Below are 16,831 nucleotides of genomic sequence, written 5' to 3'. Positions count from 1 at the left end.
CGCACTCATTGGTCGTAGCTGGCCAGTCTTTCGCGTAGCTGTGAGCTAGCCGACATTTTCTAGGCCTGATTTGCGGTTTGAGCCGGTTCCGGTGGACGCATTGACTCTGCCGGAACCTTTGCTTAGGGTTCTGCGCCTCGGCAGATCAGGGCAACGCCATGAATCCAGGTGATCGCGTCAAACTTGAAAACAGCTGGAAAGCGGCTCTGCAGGATGAGTTCGAGCAGCCGTATATGAAGCAGTTGGGAGAGTTTCTGCGTCGTGAAAAGGCGGCTGGAAAGGTGATCTATCCGCCGGGCCCCATGATTTTTCAGGCTTTGAATTCCACTCCGTTGGAGCGTGTTCGCGTTGTGATTCTGGGGCAGGACCCCTATCACGGCGCCGGTCAGGCGCACGGGTTATGTTTTTCCGTGCAGCCAGGCGTCTCGCCGCCGCCGTCATTGCAGAATATCTTCAAGGAACTCAAGCGTGATCTGAATCTGGACATACCCAGCCACGGCTACCTTCAGCATTGGGCGGATCAAGGCGTGCTGATGCTCAACACCTCGTTGACTGTGGAACAGGGAGTGGCCGGATCGCACGCGAAGATGGGCTGGCAGCGCCTGACCGATCGGATCATCGAAGTGATAAGCGAAAAGCGGTCCGACGTGGTTTTCTTGCTGTGGGGCGCCCATGCCCAGAGCAAAGCGAAGCTGATTGATCCGACCCGGCATCTGTTGCTGAAGTCAGTCCATCCCTCGCCGCTCTCGGCGCATCGGGGGTTCATCGGTAACGGCCATTTCAGCCGGGCCAATCAATTTCTCAAGCAGCGGGACTTGGAACCAATTGATTGGAAGTTGCCGGAGTCAGTCTGAGCGGCGCTTAAGGCGCCGCCGACAGGATAGGGTTACTGTTGTTCGCCGTGCTTTGAGGCCAGCTCCTGAGCCTTGTTCAGGTGCTGCTCCAGTGTGTTCAAAGTCGACTCGGCGTACTTCTTGAGCTCGGGGTTCTCACCGTTTTTGGCGTACTCACGATAAAGCTCGATGGTTTGCTCATGAGCTACGACCTGATTGTTGGCATAGGCCTCATCGAAGTTTTCGCCTTCGCGCAGTTCAAGAATCATGGCCTTTGCCTGATCCATCAATGTGGCATCGTCAGACATTTCCAGGTCTTCGTGCTGGCGGGCTAGCTCGGCGAGTTTCTGGTTCGACTTGGTGTGATCATCGATCATTTTCTGGGCGAAGGTCTTGATGTCCTCAGACTTGCTTTCGCTCATGGCCAGCTTGGCGGCTTCGATTTCGGCGATGCCTTTTGCCGATGCTTCGTCTACGAAGTTTTCACCCTCTGCGGCGAGGGCGAAATTTGCAGCCACGCTGAAAAGCAGCGCTGCGGTACCGGAAAAGAACGTCTTGGTCGTGCGGTTCATTGTTAGTCTCCTTAAACCTGACAAGCTCGTAGCGCCGAGGCATAGGCCAGAGCGCAAGCAAGATGCGGCAAGAGCGCCGTCTATTTAATGACTAGGAGCCGCGGTAGCGGTTCCTTGTGTCAGGCGAACGGTCGGCTGGTGCAGTCGGTCGGTGAGGCTATATTGGAGTGGAGACCAGGACGTGCAGGTGCCGGACGGCACCTGCGCGCTATTTACTGAAGCATGCTCATCGCGGCGTCCATCGCAGCTGAGAGATCTTCGTCCTCTTGCAGCAATGTGCTGGGATCAAGACCGAGCTTGGCGAATGCGGGAATCTGGTTCCAGTCGAGCTGCGTAAAGGGGTGCGAGGTGCCGATGTAGCTCTGCAGCGTCGCGACCTGGACTATGTCGACGTAATCTACCTTGGCTGAGGTTCGGGAAAAATCGAGGTACTGCGCCGGGACCGTGGCGATCGGATCGGGGAACTCCCAGGCACGAAGAATCTTTTCCCCGATAATGGGATGAATCCGATCGATAACATGGTTGAGGCTGATCGAATCGCTGAGCAGCGCGCTGTGCTCTTCTGCGTAGGTCAGGATCGGCAGGACTCCGATCTGGTGAACCAGGCCTGCCAACGTTGCCTGATCGGCTGGGAGGCGTGTGAAGTTACGGCAAAGCACATGGCTGATAGCTGCAATCTCTGTGCTCTTGTTCCAGACCTCACGCATCTTGCGATCCACAACGTCCGTAGTCGCTTGGAACATCTGCTCCATCGCCAGGCCGGTCGCCAGGTTCGACGTGTAGTTGATGCCGAGGCGGCTGATCGCCATCTGCAGATCGTTAATTTCCCTGTTGGTACGCAGCAACGGGCTGTTTACCACTTTAATAATGCGTGCAGTGAGTGCAGTGTCATTGCCGATCACCTTGGCCAGCGTCGGAATGCTTACGTCCGGATCCTCTGCAGCTTCTCGCACGCGCAACGCAACTTCCGGAAGCGTCGGCAGGACCAGTTCGTCGTTTTCGATCGCCTGTGTAAGTGCCTGCTGGACCTTGTCGGCAAGAGTGCTCATGTCTTTCCTTACTTATAATTCGGTGTGGAATGTGGCTGGCAATGGTTAACGCTGGATTTCCCGATCCGCGTCTAGCGTATAGGGCAACTGCAGCAGAGTCAGTGGAGGGCCATCCGGGGAGCCGAGAAATAGTCGGCCATCCGTCGCGGCATCTTCCTGCAGCACGGCTAGCAGCTCTAGAGCGCCCTCGGCGCTTGCTGCCATGACGACTTCACCTACGCTTGAACCATGCACCGGGGAGTAGACTTCAAGCCCCGGAGCCGGCACGTCTACGTCGTGATTTTGCGCGGCAAGGCGATGCAGGCGGCGCTTCAGTTTCCCGAGGTATTGCATCCGCGCGACAATTTCCTGGCCGGTGTAACAGCCCTTCTTGAAACTGACGCCGCCTAATGCCTGAAGGTTGATCATCTGCGGGATGAACAGCTCGCGAGTGGCCGCAACTACCTGACCGATGCCGGCGCGAATCTGAGCGAGCTGCCAACGATCGAGCGAGGCTTCGGGAAGCTGGGCCGCCAGTCGGAGTTGGGTGGTCCCAGCGTCTTTCGCATGGGTCCAGAGTTCGGAACGGCCATCGTTAAGGCGTACGGCGATCAATCCATGCCCGACGACCGTAACGTCGGCTGTCTGGGGAAGATCTAGGCCGAGACTGACAAGAGCGCCATCGCCTCCGCTGAGCCCGAAGCGAACCCACTCAGCGCTCTCGTCATACAGTTTGGACTTCGAGAAGGCAGCGAACTTTGCGAGGTCGGCGAGTTGTGGCTGGACCAGCTCGCGATCCATCGCCAGCAGATAGCCGTCGCCCTCCGGCACGATGCGGAAGCTGGACTGCATTCGTCCCTTGGGTGTGCAGCGCGCACCGAGGCTCGAATGCTGGTCATCAAGGTAATTGAGGTTGCAGGTCAGTTGCCCTTGTAGAAACTTACTGGCATCCGCGCCGCGTACGGCCAGGATGCCTTCATGCGACAGAACGCAGAAAAAAGCAGTGTCAGTCATGACGAGTCGCCGTGGAGAAATCCGGATCGGCATCATAACAGGCCATCGGCGAAATGCAGTGTGCACCAGCTGCCACTCCGTGGGCCTACTAATGCTTGTGCCGCCCGTTCACGGCAGTCGCTATAATGCCGAGCTTCAACTCAGGAGCATTTGCATGGTCGAACAATCCGAACTCAATCGTCTGTTCTGGCAGAGCCGCCGCGGCATGCTCGAACTGGATGTACTGCTGGTGCCTTTCGTCAAGGAGGTCTATCCGCAGCTCGACGAAGAAGACCAGCGCCGCTATCGCAAACTGCTGAGCTGTGAAGATCAGGACATGTTTGGCTGGTTCATGGAGCGCGCCGTGCCTGATGACGAGGATCTACGCTGCATGGTCCGTATGATTCTTGACCGTGTCCAGCCAAAGTAGCCAGGCATTCGAATGCCGCTGGCGGGCATCCGGCCCGCTGTTAGCTATGTACCTGATGATGCTGCTGCTGGCCGTAATCACGCTATTGATACTGCCTGTACCATTCTGGCTGCGTCTGTTCGGGTTGCTGCTCTGCGTGTTGCACGCAGCCTGGGCGATACCGTCTCGCCTCTTGTTTTGTCGTCGTTGTTCCTGGCTGGGTCTGCGCCACGATCAAAAGGGGTGGTCGCTGTGGAGTCAGGAGAGGGGTTGGGAGCCCGTGCAGTTGCTACCTGACAGCATCGCGCTGCCGCTCGTCGTAGTGCTGCGATTCAAGCAGCCAGATGACTGGTTCGCCCGAGGGCTCTGCATTCCGCGAGGGGTAATGACGGCGGAGCAGCACCGGCGTCTGCGGCTCAGGTTGAAGTTCAGTCGTCGTAGGTGGGCGGCGCCAGGATAGTGTCCGTCGCTTCCGGCAGCTGGTCAGGGTAGTCCAGCGTGAAATGCAGGCCTCGGCTTTCCTTGCGTTGCATGGCTGAACCGATCATCAGCTCTGCAACCGTTGCTAGATTCCGCAGCTCGATGAGGTCCCGGCTGACTTTGTAATTACTGTAGAACTCATCGATTTCTCCAAGCAGCAAGCGAACCCGGTGTTGCGCGCGCACCAGTCGCTTGGTGGTGCGAACGATGCCTACGTAGTCCCACATGAACCGCCGAAGCTCGTCCCAATTGTGCGCAATGATCACGTCTTCGTCCGAGTCGGTCACTTGAGTTGCGTCCCACGTGGGTAAGGCAATGGGAGTGGTGACGTCGGGTAGCTCGCGAAGCATGTCTTGGGCAGCGGCGCGAGCGTAAACAAAACACTCCAGGAGCGAATTGCTGGCCATGCGGTTGGCGCCGTGCAAGCCGGTGAAGCTGGTTTCGCCGATCGCATACAGTCCCGGTATGTCGGTTCTGCCAGTCTGATTGACCAGCACTCCGCCGCAGGTGTAATGGGCCGCTGGCACCACCGGGATTGGCTCGCAGGTAATGTCGATACCGAATTCCAGGCAGCGCTCATAAACGGTCGGAAAATGCGCTTTGATGAATTCTGTAGGCTTGTCGCTGATATCCAGATAGACGCAGTCGATGCCGAGGCGCTTCATTTCATGATCGATTGCCCGGGCTACGATGTCACGGGGCGCCAGTTCCGCGCGCGGGTCGAAGCGTGGCATGAAGCGTTCGCCGCTGGGCAGTCTCAGCACGGCGCCTTCGCCGCGCAATGCCTCGGTAATGAGAAAGCTCTTGGCTTTTGGGTGGTACAGGCAGGTTGGATGAAATTGGTTGAACTCCAGATTGCCCACCCTGCATCCCGCGCGCCACGCCATCGCGATGCCGTCGCCGCATGCTCCGTCGGGGTTGCTGGTATATAGGTACACCTTTGCGGCGCCACCCGTCGCGAGTACGGTGAATTTTGCCTGGAAGGTGTCCACCTCTCCGTTTGTTCGATCAAGCACGTAAGCGCCAAGGCAACGCTTACCATTCAAGCCCAGCTTGCGTTCGGTGATCAGGTCTACGGCTACACGCTGGTGTAGTAGATCGATGTTTTCCCGATCATGAGCACGGGAAAGCAGGGTGTTGAAAATCGCGGCGCCGGTCGCATCGGCAGCATGAATGATGCGTCTGTGGCTGTGTCCGCCTTCTCGCGTCAGGTGGTACTCGAAGCCGTCAGCTTCGCGCTCGGCGTCGTCCCGGGTGAAGGGGACACCTTGCTCGATCAGCCACTGGATGGCTTCGCGGCTGTGTTCCACTGTAAAGCGTACCGCTTCTTCTTTGCATAGCCCGCCACCGGCAACGAGGGTGTCAGCGACGTGGGATTCGATTGTGTCCGTAGTGTCCAGCACTGCGGCCACACCGCCTTGAGCCCAATACGTCGAGCCATTGGCCAGGTCGCCCTTGCTCAGTACCGCAACCCGGAGCGAGGGCGGCAGGTTGAGCGCTAGAGTCAAGCCGGCTGCGCCGCTGCCTATGACAAGAACGTCGTATTGATAATGTCGGCTCATTTCGAATCTCACGTTGAGGCGAGCCCTAGTATATAGGTGCGTCCCCCGGCAAAATAGCGGGCCTTGTTGGACTTGGCGGGATGCTTTGGAACTTTTCTTGCAGGCTTGTCTCTATAGACAGTTGTGGATGCAGACCGGCTGGCCATCGTTCGGTGGGCGGCGGGTTTTTGCTGTGGATACCAGTGTGGCGCCGTCGGAACGGTTCGTTTTGAGGCGTTGCTCGCCAATGCCGTCAGGTGTGTTGCAGGAATGCTTGCTTGAAGGGGGAGAACTTTTGTGTAAAGCCCGGGTCTATTCTGGCAGGTCAGCTCGTAGGCGAGCGCAGCACCCCTTCCGGGTCATGGAGGAGTGTTTATGCTAACCCAGGAGCAGGACCAGCAACTGGTCGAGCGAGTGCAGCGAGGAGATAAGCGGGCTTTCGATTTGCTGGTATTGAAATATCAGCACAAGATCCTAGGGTTGATCGTGCGCTTTGTACATGATTCTCACGAAGCTCAGGATGTTGCGCAAGAAGCCTTTATTAAAGCCTATCGTGCGCTTGCGAATTTTCGCGGAGACAGTGCTTTTTATACGTGGCTGTACCGTATTGCCATTAATACGGCAAAGAATCATTTGGTGGCTCGAGGAAGAAGGCCGCCTGACAGCGATGTCAGTTCCGAGGATGCTGAGTTCTATGAGGGAGATCATGCTCTCAAGGACATTGAGTCGCCGGAGCGAGCACTTCTCAGGGATGAAATTGAGGACACAGTTCACAGAACTATCCAACAACTTCCTGAAGATTTACGCACGGCTCTAACACTGCGTGAATTTGATGGTCTTAGTTATGAAGACATTGCAAATGTTATGCAGTGTCCGGTGGGTACGGTCCGCTCACGGATATTCCGGGCGCGGGAAGCCATCGATAAAGCATTGCAACCCCTGTTGCATGAATCCTGAGACAGCGGCGATAGCCAAGAGAGGAACCGCCATGAGTCGTGAAGCCCTGCATGAATCGCTGTCCGCGGTGATGGATAACGAAGCGGACGATTTGGAATTACGTCGAGTGCTCGCTGCAGAGGGCGACAGTGAAATGCGATCGACCTGGTCGCGTTATCAGATCGCCCGTGCCGCAATGCACAAGGAGCTGATCGAGCCTCGTCTGGATATTGCGTCGGCAGTGTCGGCGGCGTTGGCTGAAGAGCCTGAAATCACTGCGGTTAAGCCACAGCGCTTCGCTTGGCGTAATGTAGGCCGGCTAGCCGTCGCGGCATCGGTTACGGTCGCTGTGTTGGCTGGCGTACGCCTGTACAATCAGAGCGAAGTTGCCGGGCCGCAGATTGCTCAGCAGGCTGCGCAGCCTAGCATCGCAGTGCCGCAAGCTAGCCAGGGGCCAGCCGTGCTGGCAGGCTATAGTGAGGGCGCGGTTGCTCCCGGTGCCCAAGTGACGGGGGCGGAAGGTTCGCCTGAAAGTTGGCATGAAAAGAGGTTGCCGGCTTATGTTCGTCAGCATGCTCAGCAGGCCGCTTTCGGTAGCGGTTCGGAAAGTGCGCTGCCCTACGCTCGCGCAGCCAGCATGGAAGATCGTTAAGGAACAACATGCGTGTGATACCGCTGTTTGTGGTGCTCGGAGGCTGGCTATCGATGCCGGCCTTTGCTGCTGAAGCCGATCTCCTGATGCAGCGACTTGCAGCTGCTGAGAAAAAGCAAAGCTATCAAGGCACTTTCGTTTATGAGCGCAACGGAAGCTTTTCCAGTCATGCTGTCTGGCAGTTGGTAGATGGTCAACAGTCGCGTGAGCGACTGTTGCAGCTAGACGGTCCCGCTGCAGAGGTTGTGATCGTCAACCGAAAGATCCAGTGTGCGACCGAAGATATGGCGTCCCAAGTGCGGGAAGCCACGCCTTGGCGCCAGCTGGAGCCGGATGCACTTTCCAAGTGGTACAGCTTTCAGGTGATCGGCGAATCCCGAGTCGCAGGGCGACCCACGGTTGCGCTAGCCGTGCGTCCTAGGGATCAGCACCGCTATGGCTTCGAGCTGCATCTCGATAGAGAGACTTCCCTGCCGCTTAAATCATTGTTGCTTGATGAAAGCGGGCAACTGCTTGAGCGCTTTCAGTTCACGCATTTCGCGCCACGTTCAGCGGAGCCAGCGGATGTGGAAGGAGGGGCGGATTGCAAACCAGTCTCGCTTGCTGTCGAGCAAAAAGAACCTACATCAACGAAATGGCGCTCTGATTGGTTGCCGGATGGGTTTCAGCTGATCGACTCAGATGTGCGTCCGAGTCCCGCCTCAAAAGAGTCGGTCACTTGGTTGTCTTATAGTGATGGTATTGCTCGCGTATCGGTATTTATCGAGCCGCTGGACGGTGCTGTAGTTGAAGACGCGCGCAGCCAAATGGGGCCTACGGTGGCTGTTTCGAAGCGTATTTCTACGGCTGGCGGCGATGTCATGATTACTGTAATTGGGGAAATTCCTCTAGGCACGGCGGAGCGAATTGCATTGTCCATGCGCGCCGGGGCTGATCAGGCGTCGCAATGATCGAGGAGACAGGTCGCGTAGTTGCATTGGCGCCCGGCGCTGTTTGGGTTGAGGCGGAGCGCAGTAGCACCTGTTCAGGTTGTTCCGTGAGGAGTGGCTGTGGGCAGGGCCTGGTTGATCGGCTTGGTATTCGCGAACGCCGTGGTTTGATACTGGCGTTGTGTGATCTTCGGCTTAGCGTAGGGGATACCGTTGTGGTCGGTATCCGTGAAAGCGTGTTGCTACACGGCGCCGTGCTTGTCTATCTTTTTCCGCTGATCATGCTTTTCATCTTTGCGGTCATCGCTTCCCAGCTTTCGGCTCCCGAGCCGTACGTTATGCTTGCTGGGCTAGGCGGCTTTCTGGTCGCCTGGCTCCTGGTACGCAAGCGCAGCCAGCAGACCTCAATCGATCCGGCGTTGCAGCCGGTCGTGTTGCGTGCGGCTTTGGCTGCTAAGGCTGGGTAGTCGGGCGGTTTATTCCGTCTCGCAAGCGGGCTGCCAGGATAACAGGCTGCTCGATGACATCATCATCCACTTGCTCACCGAGTGATCGGTTCTGCCTCAGCCTCAGGTTGGGTCATCCCGCAATTTCAGTAGAACCGTTCAGTTTCACCACGCGTATTGCGCAATGAGCGGGCAAGTCCCGCTGTCTTCAAGCTCGCCGAACAGTATTCTCTAACTTCAGAAAAAGCGCGCTCTTCGGCCGCTTTTCCGCATCGGCCTATCAGCAGGAGTGTTCACGTTGCGGTGGCGGAAGGCTGATCATGCACGTCCTAGGCTCCGGCGTGGCACTGAATAGACCTATCAGGTACACTTTGCGGCTATTTTCGGCGGGCAATCGGCTCGCGACGTATTAGAGTGTTGAGCTGTGAGCGACCTGAGTCATATCCGCAATTTTTCTATCATCGCGCACATCGATCATGGCAAGTCGACCCTGGCTGACCGTTTCATTCAGATGTGTGGCGGTTTGACCGAGCGTGAAATGAACGCCCAGGTGCTGGATTCGATGGACCTCGAGCGTGAACGAGGCATCACCATCAAGGCGCACAGCGTCACGCTTTACTACAAGGCGAAGGACGGCAAGACCTATCAGCTGAACTTCATCGACACCCCAGGCCACGTAGATTTCACCTACGAGGTCAGTCGCTCGCTCGCCGCCTGCGAAGGTGCGTTGCTGGTGGTCGATGCTGGGCAGGGCGTAGAAGCGCAATCGGTAGCCAACTGCTATACAGCCATCGAGCAGGGCTTGGAAGTGATGCCCGTGCTGAACAAGATGGATTTGCCGCAGGCCGACCCCGATAAGGTCAAGGGCGAAATCGAGCATATTATCGGTATCGATGCGACCGATGCTGTGGCGTGTAGCGCCAAGAGCGGCATGGGTGTAGACGATGTGCTTGAGCGCCTGGTGTCTGTCATCCCCGCTCCGACGGGAGAAATCGATGCGCCCCTGCAGGCGCTGATTATCGACTCCTGGTTCGACAACTACCTCGGTGTCGTCTCGCTGGTGCGAGTTCGCCATGGTCGGATCAAAAAGGGCGACAAGGTCCTAGTCAAATCCACTGGCAAGGTACACCAGGTCGACAGCGTGGGTGTGTTCAACCCGAAACACACGAGCACCGCCGACCTTAAAGCTGGCGAAGTCGGCTTTATTATTGCCGGCATCAAGGATATTCACGGTGCTCCGGTTGGTGACACCCTGACACTCTCGAATACGCCTGACGTTGAAATGCTGCCTGGTTTCAAGCGGGTAAAGCCGCAAGTCTATGCGGGTCTGTTTCCGGTAAGCTCGGACGATTTCGAAGACTTCCGTGAGGCGTTGCAAAAGTTGACGCTCAACGATGCTGCGCTGCAGTACGAGCCGGAAAGCTCGGATGCGCTTGGATTCGGCTTCCGCATCGGCTTCCTCGGCATGCTGCATATGGAGATCATCCAGGAGCGCCTCGAACGCGAGTACGACCTGGATCTGATCACCACGGCGCCGACAGTGGTCTATGAACTATTGTTGAAAAACGGCGAGACTATCTATGTCGATAGTCCGTCAAAGCTACCCGATCTTTCCTCGATTGAGGATATGCGTGAGCCCATTGTGCGGGCCAACATTCTCGTTCCCCAGGAGCATTTGGGCAGCGTTATTACGCTTTGTGTGGAAAAGCGTGGCGTTCAGCGTGACCTTCAGTTTCTCGGAACGCAGGTCCAGGTGCGCTATGACCTGCCCATGAGCGAAGTGGTGCTCGACTTCTTCGACCGGCTCAAATCGGTCAGCCGGGGCTATGCCTCGCTGGATTACAGCTTCGAGTGCTTCCAGTCCGCCAATCTCACCCGGCTGGATATCCTGATCAACGGCGACAAGGTCGACGCGTTAGCGTTGATCGTGCACCGCGACAGTGCGCATTACAAAGGGCGGGTCCTTGTCGAGAAGATGAAGGAGCTAATCCCCAGGCAGATGTTCGACGTCGCCATCCAGGCTGCGCTGGGTGGACAGGTTGTCGCGCGAAGCACTGTGAAAGCGTTGCGCAAGAACGTTCTGGCGAAATGCTACGGCGGTGACGTAAGTCGGAAACGCAAACTGCTTGAAAAGCAGAAGGCCGGTAAGAAGCGGATGAAACAGGTCGGCAACGTTGAGATTCCACAGGAAGCCTTCCTCGCCGTGCTCAAGGTAGATAGCTGACATGTCGATCAATTTCCCGCTGTTGCTGGTCATCGCCGTTGCGGTATGTGGATTTTTGGCACTACTCGACGTACTGATCTTCGCGCCACGTCGCCGGGCTGCGATAGCCACCTATGAGGGCCAGGCCGGGGAGCTTGATCAATCGACGTTGGACGCGTTGAACAAAGAGCCGGTTCTTATTGAGTACGGCAAGTCCTTTTTCCCGGTTCTTGCGATCGTTCTGGTGCTGCGCTCGTTTCTTATCGAACCATTCCAGATTCCATCCGGTTCGATGATTCCGACGCTCGAGGTCGGCGACTTCATACTGGTAAACAAATTCGCCTATGGTATTCGGCTACCCGTGGTCGATACCAAGATCATTGATGTCAGTGATCCTAAGCGTGGGGATGTGATGGTATTTAGATATCCGAGCGATCCCAACATTAACTACATCAAGCGTGTTATAGGCCTGCCTGGCGATGTAATCCGGTATAGCAGCGACAAGCGTTTGAGCATTAATGGAGAGTTGGTTCCCGAAATACTGATTGGCGAGGAACCAGGCAGCTTGGGCAGCGCGAAGCTGTACCAAGAGAAGCTCGGTGAGGTAGAACACCTCATTCGCAAGGAAATGGCACGCTATCGGATCGAGCCCAACCGCGAGTGGCGCGTTCCGCAAGGCCATTACTTCATGATGGGCGACAACCGCGACAATTCCAACGACAGCCGCTACTGGCACGATGCGGCGATTCCAGCTGAACTAGCCGGCATGGTTCCAGACCGCAATATCGTCGGCAAAGCCTTCGCCGTATGGATGAGCTGGCCTGATCCGAAGTTCAGCAACCTACCGCATTTTTCGCGGGTAGGATTGATTCACTGAGTCTGTGAATCAGGGCCCGGTTCCGGCGAGCCGGCCCGCTATATTTGAACAGCCCCAATCTGCGGGTAACGTACGACATAGAGGTCGACATGAGTTTCGCTCGTTCGCAAAAAGGCCTGTCCATGCTGAGCTGGATCATGGTGCTGGCGTTGGTGGCGTTTTTTGCCAGCACCGCATTCAAGATGCTGCCGCATTATTTCGACTATATGTCCATGGACAAGATCATCTCTGGGGTTGAAAGTGACAAGGCGGCAGACATCCGCACCGTGGGAGATTTCTATAGCCATGTGCGCAAGGGCATGGACGTGAATGGTATTCGCGACCTGAACCTCGAAGAGGCGATGAAGGTCGTGATTGAAAATAACGAGTTCAAAGTTCACTTGGACTATGAAAAACGCGAGCCCCTGATCCGCAATCTCGATCTGGTGGCGAACTTCGATAAAGAATATCGCCTAAGGATGCCGTGAGCACTTCGTTAGCCCGTCTCGAGCGTAGGCTCGGATATCAATTCAAAGACCAGGAGCTGATGCTCCTGGCTCTGACACATCGCAGCTATGCCGGACGCAATAACGAGCGTCTGGAGTTTCTTGGCGATGCCATCCTCAACTTTATCGCCGGCGAGGCGTTGTTCAACCACTTTCCGCAAGCCAAGGAAGGGCAGCTCTCTCGGCTGCGCGCGCGACTGGTTAAAGGCGAAACGCTTGCCGTGCTCGCACGCGGTTTCGAGCTCGGAGAATACCTGCGGCTTGGTTCCGGCGAGTTGAAAAGCGGTGGCTTTCGCCGTGAATCGATCCTTGCTGATACGCTCGAAGCTTTAATTGGCGCCATATACCTTGATGCAGGCATGGAGGCGGCGCGTGACCGCGTGCTGGCTTGGCTTGCCAACGAGCTGGAAGGGCTTACGCTCGTTGATACGAACAAGGATCCAAAGACTCGCCTGCAGGAATTTCTGCAATCGCGGGCATGCGAACTACCGAAGTACGAAGTGGTTGCGATTCAGGGCGAACCGCATTGCCGGACGTTCTTCGTCGAGTGCCAGGTATCGTTGCTCAATGAGAAGACTCAAGGGCAGGGTGCTAGCAGGCGTATTGCCGAACAGGTTGCCGCTGCCTCGGCATTGATAGCGCTCGGCGTGGAGAACGGTAATGACTGATGAACGAGTTGAAGGCGAAGACGTCAGCCGCTGTGGCTATGTAGCCATAGTGGGACGGCCCAATGTGGGTAAGTCAACGCTCCTCAATCACGTCTTGGGGCAGAAGCTCGCGATCACTTCGCGCAAGCCGCAGACGACACGACACAATATGCTCGGGATCAAGACCGAGGGCACCGTTCAGGCGGTCTATGTCGACACCCCTGGCCTGCACAAGAATGGCGAGACGGCACTCAACCGTTATATGAACCGCACCGCCTCTTCAGCCTTGAAGGACGTCGACGTCGTCGTCTTCGTTGTTGATCGTACGCGCTGGACCGATGAGGATCAGCTGGTGCTCGAGCGTGTCCAGTATGTTGAAGGTCCGGTCATCGTGGCGGTCAACAAGACTGATCGCGTCGAGGACAAAGGCGAATTGCTGCCACATTTCGAATGGTTGGCTCAGCAGCTTCCTAACGCTGAAATCGTACCGATCTCCGCCCAGCACGGGCAGAATCTCGATGTGTTCGAGAAGCTAGTTGCCTCGCACCTGCCTGAGGGCGAGCATTTCTTTCCCGAGGACCAGATCACCGACCGCAGCAGCCGTTTCCTAGCGGCGGAGCTGGTGCGCGAGAAGATCATGCGCCAGCTCGGTGCTGAGGTGCCGTATCAGATCACTGTCGAAATTGAAGACTTCAAGCAGCAGGGGCATGTGCTGCATATCCATGCTCTGATCCTGGTCGAGCGCGATGGACAGAAGAAGATCATCATTGGCGACAAGGGCGAGCGCATCAAGCGCATCGGTCAGGAGGCGCGCAAGGACATGGAAGTGCTGTTTGACTCCAAGGTCATGCTTAACCTCTGGGTGAAGGTAAAGAGCGGTTGGTCCGACGACGAGCGCGCACTGCACTCGCTCGGCTACAGCTGACGCTAAGCCCGCGACACCGGTCCAACTGCCGCAGCCTTGGCGGTCGGACAAAGGCATTCGCTCCGTTTCTGCCTACGACCTAGATCCCATGACCGCTCAAACTGCCTTTGTGCTGCACAGCCGGCCCTATCGTGAAAGTAGCGCGCTTGTGGATTTCTTCACCCCCGAGGGGCGGCTGCGGGCAGTGCTGCGTGGTGCCCGCGGCAAGGCGGGCACTTTGGCCCGGCCATTCGTACCGCTGGAGGTCGAGTTTCGCGGGCGCGGTGATCTGAAGAGCGTCGGGCGACTGGAGAGCGCGGGTTTGGCTTTCTGGCTCGACGGCAATGCGCTCTTCAGTGGCCTGTACCTGAACGAGTTGCTGATCCGGCTGCTACCGGCGGAGGATGCCCATCCCGCGATGTTCGACCATTACGCCGCGACATTACCCGCCCTGGCAGACAAGCGACCGCTGGAGCCGATCCTGCGTTCTTTCGAATGGCGATTGCTGACCGAACTTGGCTACGGCTTTGCGCTGGACCGGGATATCGCTGACCAGCCTATCCATGGCGACGGGCTTTATCGCTTGTTGCCCGAGACCGGGCTGGAGCCGGTCGGTCAGTTTCAGCCCGGGCTGTTCAATGGTGCGGAACTCCTGGCAATGGCTGAGGCCGATTGGAATGTGCCAGGGGCTTTGGCGGCCGCAAAAAGACTTATGCGTCAGGCGCTGGCGCCGCATCTGGGCGGCCGGCCACTGGTTAGCCGCGAGCTGTTCATGAACATCAAGGAGGTCTCGCGTGACTGAAGCCAATCGAATCCTGCTCGGCGTCAATGTCGATCATGTCGCCACTCTGCGCCAGGCGCGTGGCACCCGTTACCCGGACCCGGTCAAGGCCGCGTTAGATGCTGAGGAGGCGGGGGCCGACGGCATCACGGTGCACCTGCGTGAAGATCGTCGGCACATTCAGGAGCGTGACGTGCTGATGATGAAAGACGCGCTGCAGACTCGAATGAATTTCGAAATGGGCCTGACCGACGCAATGCTGGCCTTTGCCGAACAACTGCGCCCGGAACACGTTTGTCTGGTGCCGGAGACGCGCCAGGAGCTAACCACTGAAGGCGGTCTGGATGTGGCCGGCCAAGAGTCTCGCATCCGCGATGCGGTGATGCGCCTGGCGGCCTGCGGCGCTGAGGTGTCGTTGTTCATTGATGCTGACCCGCGGCAGATCGAAGCCGCGGCGCGGGTTGGTGCGCCGGCCATCGAGTTGCACACCGGGCGCTACGCCGATGCGCACGGGGTGGCCGAGCGGGCCTGCGAGCTGGCGCGAATTCGTGATGGCGTCGAGTCAGGTCTGAGCCATGGATTGATCGTCAACGCCGGCCATGGCCTTCATTACCATAATGCCGAGGCGATCGCGGCGATCCGCGGGGTCAATGAGCTGAACATTGGCCACGCGATTGTTGCTCACGCGCTGTTTGTTGGCTTCAAACAGGCCGTTAAGGAAATGAAGCATCTCATTCTCACCGCAGCGGCGCGCGGCTGACGCGCTGGGCGGTTGCGCTTGTTACAGACCGCTTTCGCTGGTTAGCGTCGGAAGAAGATATTCAGCAGAACCGTCAGCGCCACGCTCAGGATGATCATTGAGGTGATGGGGATGAAGGTTCTGCTGCGCTCCGACTCGATACGAATATCGCCGGGCAATTTCCCGAACCAGCTCAACAGTCCCGGCGCGTAGTGAAACACTACGCCGAGCAGAAGCAGGAGCAACCCTGCGACGATCAACCATTTCGCCATATTGCCTCCTGTTCTGGTCAGTGATAAGCGGCAAAAGCTGCCACGACGTGCCGTGCCAGGACTTGTACGGGCTCACTGCAGCCAGGGGCGCACAAGAGCTTGATCCGGTACACACCCAGCGACGGTAGATTTTCGCCTTCGTCCATGCGTTTGAGCGGTGGCTTGACCAGGCTCAAGGGATAGGGCGCTACCGCTAGATCGGCAATCATCGCGGCTTCCTGACCCGCGCACTGCTCGCTAGAGTAAGCAACCCGATACGACCGTCCCGCTCTGTCGAGCGCATCTAGCGCTTGGCGGCGCCACGCGCATTCTGGAGTAGACAACGCCAAGGGCAACGGATCGCGCTCGACCGCGACGCCCCCGGCGCGTCCGGCCCAGACCAGCTGCTCACTATGGATGACCTCGCCACGGGAATCATCCTGGCCAAGGTTGCCGACGCTGATGAGCGCTACGTCCAGCTCACCGGCGTCGATGCGTTGGATCATGTCGACGCTCCGCCCAACCGATACGTTCACTTCGATGCCCGGATGAGTCCGTGCAAACAGAGACAGCAGGCCCGGCAAGATGTGAGTGCCGATATCGGCGGGCGTACCGAAACGCACCTGGCCGTTTAGCTGCGGTGTTACAAACGCGCTCACCGCTTCTTCGTTGAGTTTCAGCAGCCGACGGGCATAGCCCAACAGCCGCTCACCCTCATTGGTCAGGGTGATGCGCCGAGCCTCTCTGACAAAGAGAGCACAGCCGAGCATGGTTTCGAGGCGCTTGATCTGCATGCTGACGGCCGACGTGGTCCGGAAGATCTGGCCTGCCGCGCGCGTGAAACTGCCGCTTTCGGCGATCGAGACAAAGGTGCGGAGCACATCGATTTCCAATAGCGGCATCGCAGATTGGGGAAGCTGTTCGGGCATTCCGGGCATAGGCTAGCCTTCAATTTCGTTTAACTGGTCGTTCTATTCTAGTCGTTTGTTTGAATCGTCAAGCGCGCTCAGTCTTACTTCACCGGCCATATCGGTCGGCAGGCACTGGGTGCGCCGACGCACCTTGCACGTTAGGAGGCGCAATGAAGTGTTCAGACAGACGAGTGGCAGATGCACCAAAAGGTCC

Annotated in this window: 20 protein-coding genes; 14 read left to right on the top strand and 6 right to left on the bottom strand. The window is 57.5% G+C overall.

The genetic code is table 11. The features are described 5' to 3' along the window. The first annotated feature begins 158 nt into the window (after positions 1-158). Positions 159-854 carry a uracil-DNA glycosylase gene (gene ung, locus RT21_RS10565; protein ID WP_046162728.1) on the top strand — a complete coding sequence of 232 codons (696 nt, stop codon included), beginning with the start codon at positions 159-161 and terminating at the stop codon, positions 852-854. A 32-nt stretch (positions 855-886) separates the two neighbouring features. On the opposite strand, the gene RT21_RS10560 is transcribed toward ung, so the two are convergent. From RT21_RS10560 to RT21_RS10550, 3 genes are all read right to left on the bottom strand, one after another. Next, a complete protein-coding gene (locus tag RT21_RS10560; protein ID WP_045429350.1) occupies positions 887-1,405 on the bottom strand; it encodes a DUF4142 domain-containing protein in 519 nt (172 codons plus the stop codon). 212 nt (positions 1,406-1,617) lie between these two features. Continuing rightward, entirely contained in the window at positions 1,618-2,454 is an 837-nt protein-coding gene (locus RT21_RS10555; RefSeq protein WP_045429349.1) for an HDOD domain-containing protein, read from the bottom strand. Between the two features lie 45 nt (positions 2,455-2,499). Then, the gene (locus RT21_RS10550) at positions 2,500-3,447 is read right to left on the bottom strand and encodes a CAF17-like 4Fe-4S cluster assembly/insertion protein YgfZ (RefSeq protein ID WP_046162727.1); all 948 of its coding nucleotides are present in this window, start codon (positions 3,445-3,447) and stop codon (positions 2,500-2,502) included. Positions 3,448-3,601: 154 nt separating this feature from the next. On the opposite strand from RT21_RS10550, the gene RT21_RS10545 reads away from it, so the two are divergent. Both RT21_RS10545 and RT21_RS24145 read left to right on the top strand, forming a co-directional pair. Further along, positions 3,602-3,856 carry an FAD assembly factor SdhE gene (locus RT21_RS10545; protein WP_045429345.1) on the top strand — a complete coding sequence of 85 codons (255 nt, stop codon included), beginning with the start codon at positions 3,602-3,604 and terminating at the stop codon, positions 3,854-3,856. Beyond that, positions 3,840-4,295, top strand: coding sequence for a protein YgfX (locus RT21_RS24145; protein WP_336511874.1), 456 nt, complete (start codon positions 3,840-3,842; stop codon positions 4,293-4,295). The genes RT21_RS10545 and RT21_RS24145 overlap by 17 nt, the downstream gene beginning before the upstream one ends. On the opposite strand, the gene nadB is transcribed toward RT21_RS24145, so the two are convergent. Further along, a complete protein-coding gene (gene nadB, locus RT21_RS10535) occupies positions 4,264-5,877 on the bottom strand; it encodes an L-aspartate oxidase (protein ID WP_046162725.1) in 1,614 nt (537 codons plus the stop codon). The genes RT21_RS24145 and nadB overlap by 32 nt on opposite strands. Positions 5,878-6,231: 354 nt before the next feature. On the opposite strand from nadB, the gene rpoE reads away from it, so the two are divergent. The 11 genes from rpoE (at position 6,232) to pdxJ (ending at position 15,476) form a co-directional block, all read left to right on the top strand. Then, the gene (rpoE, locus tag RT21_RS10530; protein ID WP_019342233.1) at positions 6,232-6,813 is read left to right on the top strand and encodes an RNA polymerase sigma factor RpoE/AlgU; all 582 of its coding nucleotides are present in this window, start codon (positions 6,232-6,234) and stop codon (positions 6,811-6,813) included. A 31-nt stretch (positions 6,814-6,844) separates the two neighbouring features. Beyond that, positions 6,845-7,444, top strand: coding sequence for a sigma-E factor negative regulatory protein (locus RT21_RS10525; protein ID WP_046162724.1), 600 nt, complete (start codon positions 6,845-6,847; stop codon positions 7,442-7,444). 8 nt (positions 7,445-7,452) lie between these two features. Beyond that, the gene (locus RT21_RS10520) at positions 7,453-8,394 is read left to right on the top strand and encodes a MucB/RseB C-terminal domain-containing protein (protein ID WP_046162723.1); all 942 of its coding nucleotides are present in this window, start codon (positions 7,453-7,455) and stop codon (positions 8,392-8,394) included. After that, a complete protein-coding gene (locus tag RT21_RS10515; RefSeq protein ID WP_046162722.1) occupies positions 8,391-8,840 on the top strand; it encodes a SoxR reducing system RseC family protein in 450 nt (149 codons plus the stop codon). The genes RT21_RS10520 and RT21_RS10515 overlap by 4 nt, the downstream gene beginning before the upstream one ends. Positions 8,841-9,243: 403 nt before the next feature. Next, a complete protein-coding gene (gene lepA / locus RT21_RS10510) occupies positions 9,244-11,043 on the top strand; it encodes a translation elongation factor 4 (RefSeq protein ID WP_046162721.1) in 1,800 nt (599 codons plus the stop codon). A 1-nt stretch (position 11,044) separates the two neighbouring features. Continuing rightward, positions 11,045-11,899 carry a signal peptidase I gene (lepB, locus tag RT21_RS10505; protein ID WP_046162720.1) on the top strand — a complete coding sequence of 285 codons (855 nt, stop codon included), beginning with the start codon at positions 11,045-11,047 and terminating at the stop codon, positions 11,897-11,899. An 89-nt stretch (positions 11,900-11,988) separates the two neighbouring features. Next, complete coding sequence (locus RT21_RS10500; RefSeq protein ID WP_046162719.1) at positions 11,989-12,366, top strand: DUF4845 domain-containing protein; 378 nt, start codon at positions 11,989-11,991, stop codon at positions 12,364-12,366. Further along, positions 12,363-13,052, top strand: coding sequence for a ribonuclease III (gene rnc / locus RT21_RS10495; RefSeq protein WP_046162718.1), 690 nt, complete (start codon positions 12,363-12,365; stop codon positions 13,050-13,052). Before RT21_RS10500 ends, rnc begins: the two co-directional genes overlap by 4 nt. Continuing rightward, a complete protein-coding gene (gene era, locus RT21_RS10490) occupies positions 13,045-13,956 on the top strand; it encodes a GTPase Era (RefSeq protein WP_045429322.1) in 912 nt (303 codons plus the stop codon). The genes rnc and era overlap by 8 nt, the downstream gene beginning before the upstream one ends. An 88-nt stretch (positions 13,957-14,044) precedes the next feature. Beyond that, positions 14,045-14,737 carry a DNA repair protein RecO gene (gene recO, locus RT21_RS10485; RefSeq protein WP_046162717.1) on the top strand — a complete coding sequence of 231 codons (693 nt, stop codon included), beginning with the start codon at positions 14,045-14,047 and terminating at the stop codon, positions 14,735-14,737. Further along, positions 14,730-15,476 (top strand): pyridoxine 5'-phosphate synthase, encoded by a 747-nt coding sequence (pdxJ, locus tag RT21_RS10480; protein WP_046162716.1) that lies wholly within the window; start codon positions 14,730-14,732, stop codon positions 15,474-15,476. Before recO ends, pdxJ begins: the two co-directional genes overlap by 8 nt. Positions 15,477-15,517: 41 nt before the next feature. On the opposite strand, the gene RT21_RS10475 is transcribed toward pdxJ, so the two are convergent. Then, positions 15,518-15,748 carry a DUF2905 domain-containing protein gene (locus tag RT21_RS10475; RefSeq protein WP_256203888.1) on the bottom strand — a complete coding sequence of 77 codons (231 nt, stop codon included), beginning with the start codon at positions 15,746-15,748 and terminating at the stop codon, positions 15,518-15,520. Further along, entirely contained in the window at positions 15,745-16,635 is an 891-nt protein-coding gene (locus tag RT21_RS10470; RefSeq protein WP_045429314.1) for a LysR substrate-binding domain-containing protein, read from the bottom strand. Before RT21_RS10470 ends, RT21_RS10475 begins: the two co-directional genes overlap by 4 nt. Positions 16,636-16,831 lie beyond the last annotated feature (196 nt).

Source organism: Pseudomonas sp. 10B238 (assembly GCF_000970615.1).
In the GTDB taxonomy this organism is placed as follows: domain Bacteria; phylum Pseudomonadota; class Gammaproteobacteria; order Pseudomonadales; family Pseudomonadaceae; genus Stutzerimonas.
The sequence above is the reverse complement of the archived record's forward strand: the minus strand, read 5'-3'. Positions and strand labels throughout refer to the sequence as shown.

Excerpts from the sequence above, each read along its gene's own strand:
- RT21_RS10470 (WP_045429314.1), bottom strand. The coding sequence starts at position 16,635 with ATGCCCGAACAGCTTCCCCAATCTGCGATGCCGCTATTGGAAATCGAT.
- lepB (WP_046162720.1), top strand. The coding sequence starts at position 11,045 with ATGTCGATCAATTTCCCGCTGTTGCTGGTCATCGCCGTTGCGGTATGT.
- RT21_RS10545 (WP_045429345.1), top strand. The coding sequence starts at position 3,602 with ATGGTCGAACAATCCGAACTCAATCGTCTGTTCTGGCAGAGCCGCCGC.
- era (WP_045429322.1), top strand. The coding sequence starts at position 13,045 with ATGACTGATGAACGAGTTGAAGGCGAAGACGTCAGCCGCTGTGGCTAT.
- RT21_RS10515 (WP_046162722.1), top strand. The coding sequence starts at position 8,391 with ATGATCGAGGAGACAGGTCGCGTAGTTGCATTGGCGCCCGGCGCTGTT.
- nadB (WP_046162725.1), bottom strand. The coding sequence starts at position 5,877 with ATGAGCCGACATTATCAATACGACGTTCTTGTCATAGGCAGCGGCGCA.
- ung (WP_046162728.1), top strand. The coding sequence starts at position 159 with ATGAATCCAGGTGATCGCGTCAAACTTGAAAACAGCTGGAAAGCGGCT.
- recO (WP_046162717.1), top strand. The coding sequence starts at position 14,045 with ATGACCGCTCAAACTGCCTTTGTGCTGCACAGCCGGCCCTATCGTGAA.
- RT21_RS10560 (WP_045429350.1), bottom strand. The coding sequence starts at position 1,405 with ATGAACCGCACGACCAAGACGTTCTTTTCCGGTACCGCAGCGCTGCTT.
- RT21_RS10500 (WP_046162719.1), top strand. The coding sequence starts at position 11,989 with ATGAGTTTCGCTCGTTCGCAAAAAGGCCTGTCCATGCTGAGCTGGATC.
- rpoE (WP_019342233.1), top strand. The coding sequence starts at position 6,232 with ATGCTAACCCAGGAGCAGGACCAGCAACTGGTCGAGCGAGTGCAGCGA.
- RT21_RS10520 (WP_046162723.1), top strand. The coding sequence starts at position 7,453 with ATGCGTGTGATACCGCTGTTTGTGGTGCTCGGAGGCTGGCTATCGATG.
- RT21_RS10555 (WP_045429349.1), bottom strand. The coding sequence starts at position 2,454 with ATGAGCACTCTTGCCGACAAGGTCCAGCAGGCACTTACACAGGCGATC.
- RT21_RS10525 (WP_046162724.1), top strand. The coding sequence starts at position 6,845 with ATGAGTCGTGAAGCCCTGCATGAATCGCTGTCCGCGGTGATGGATAAC.
- RT21_RS10550 (WP_046162727.1), bottom strand. The coding sequence starts at position 3,447 with ATGACTGACACTGCTTTTTTCTGCGTTCTGTCGCATGAAGGCATCCTG.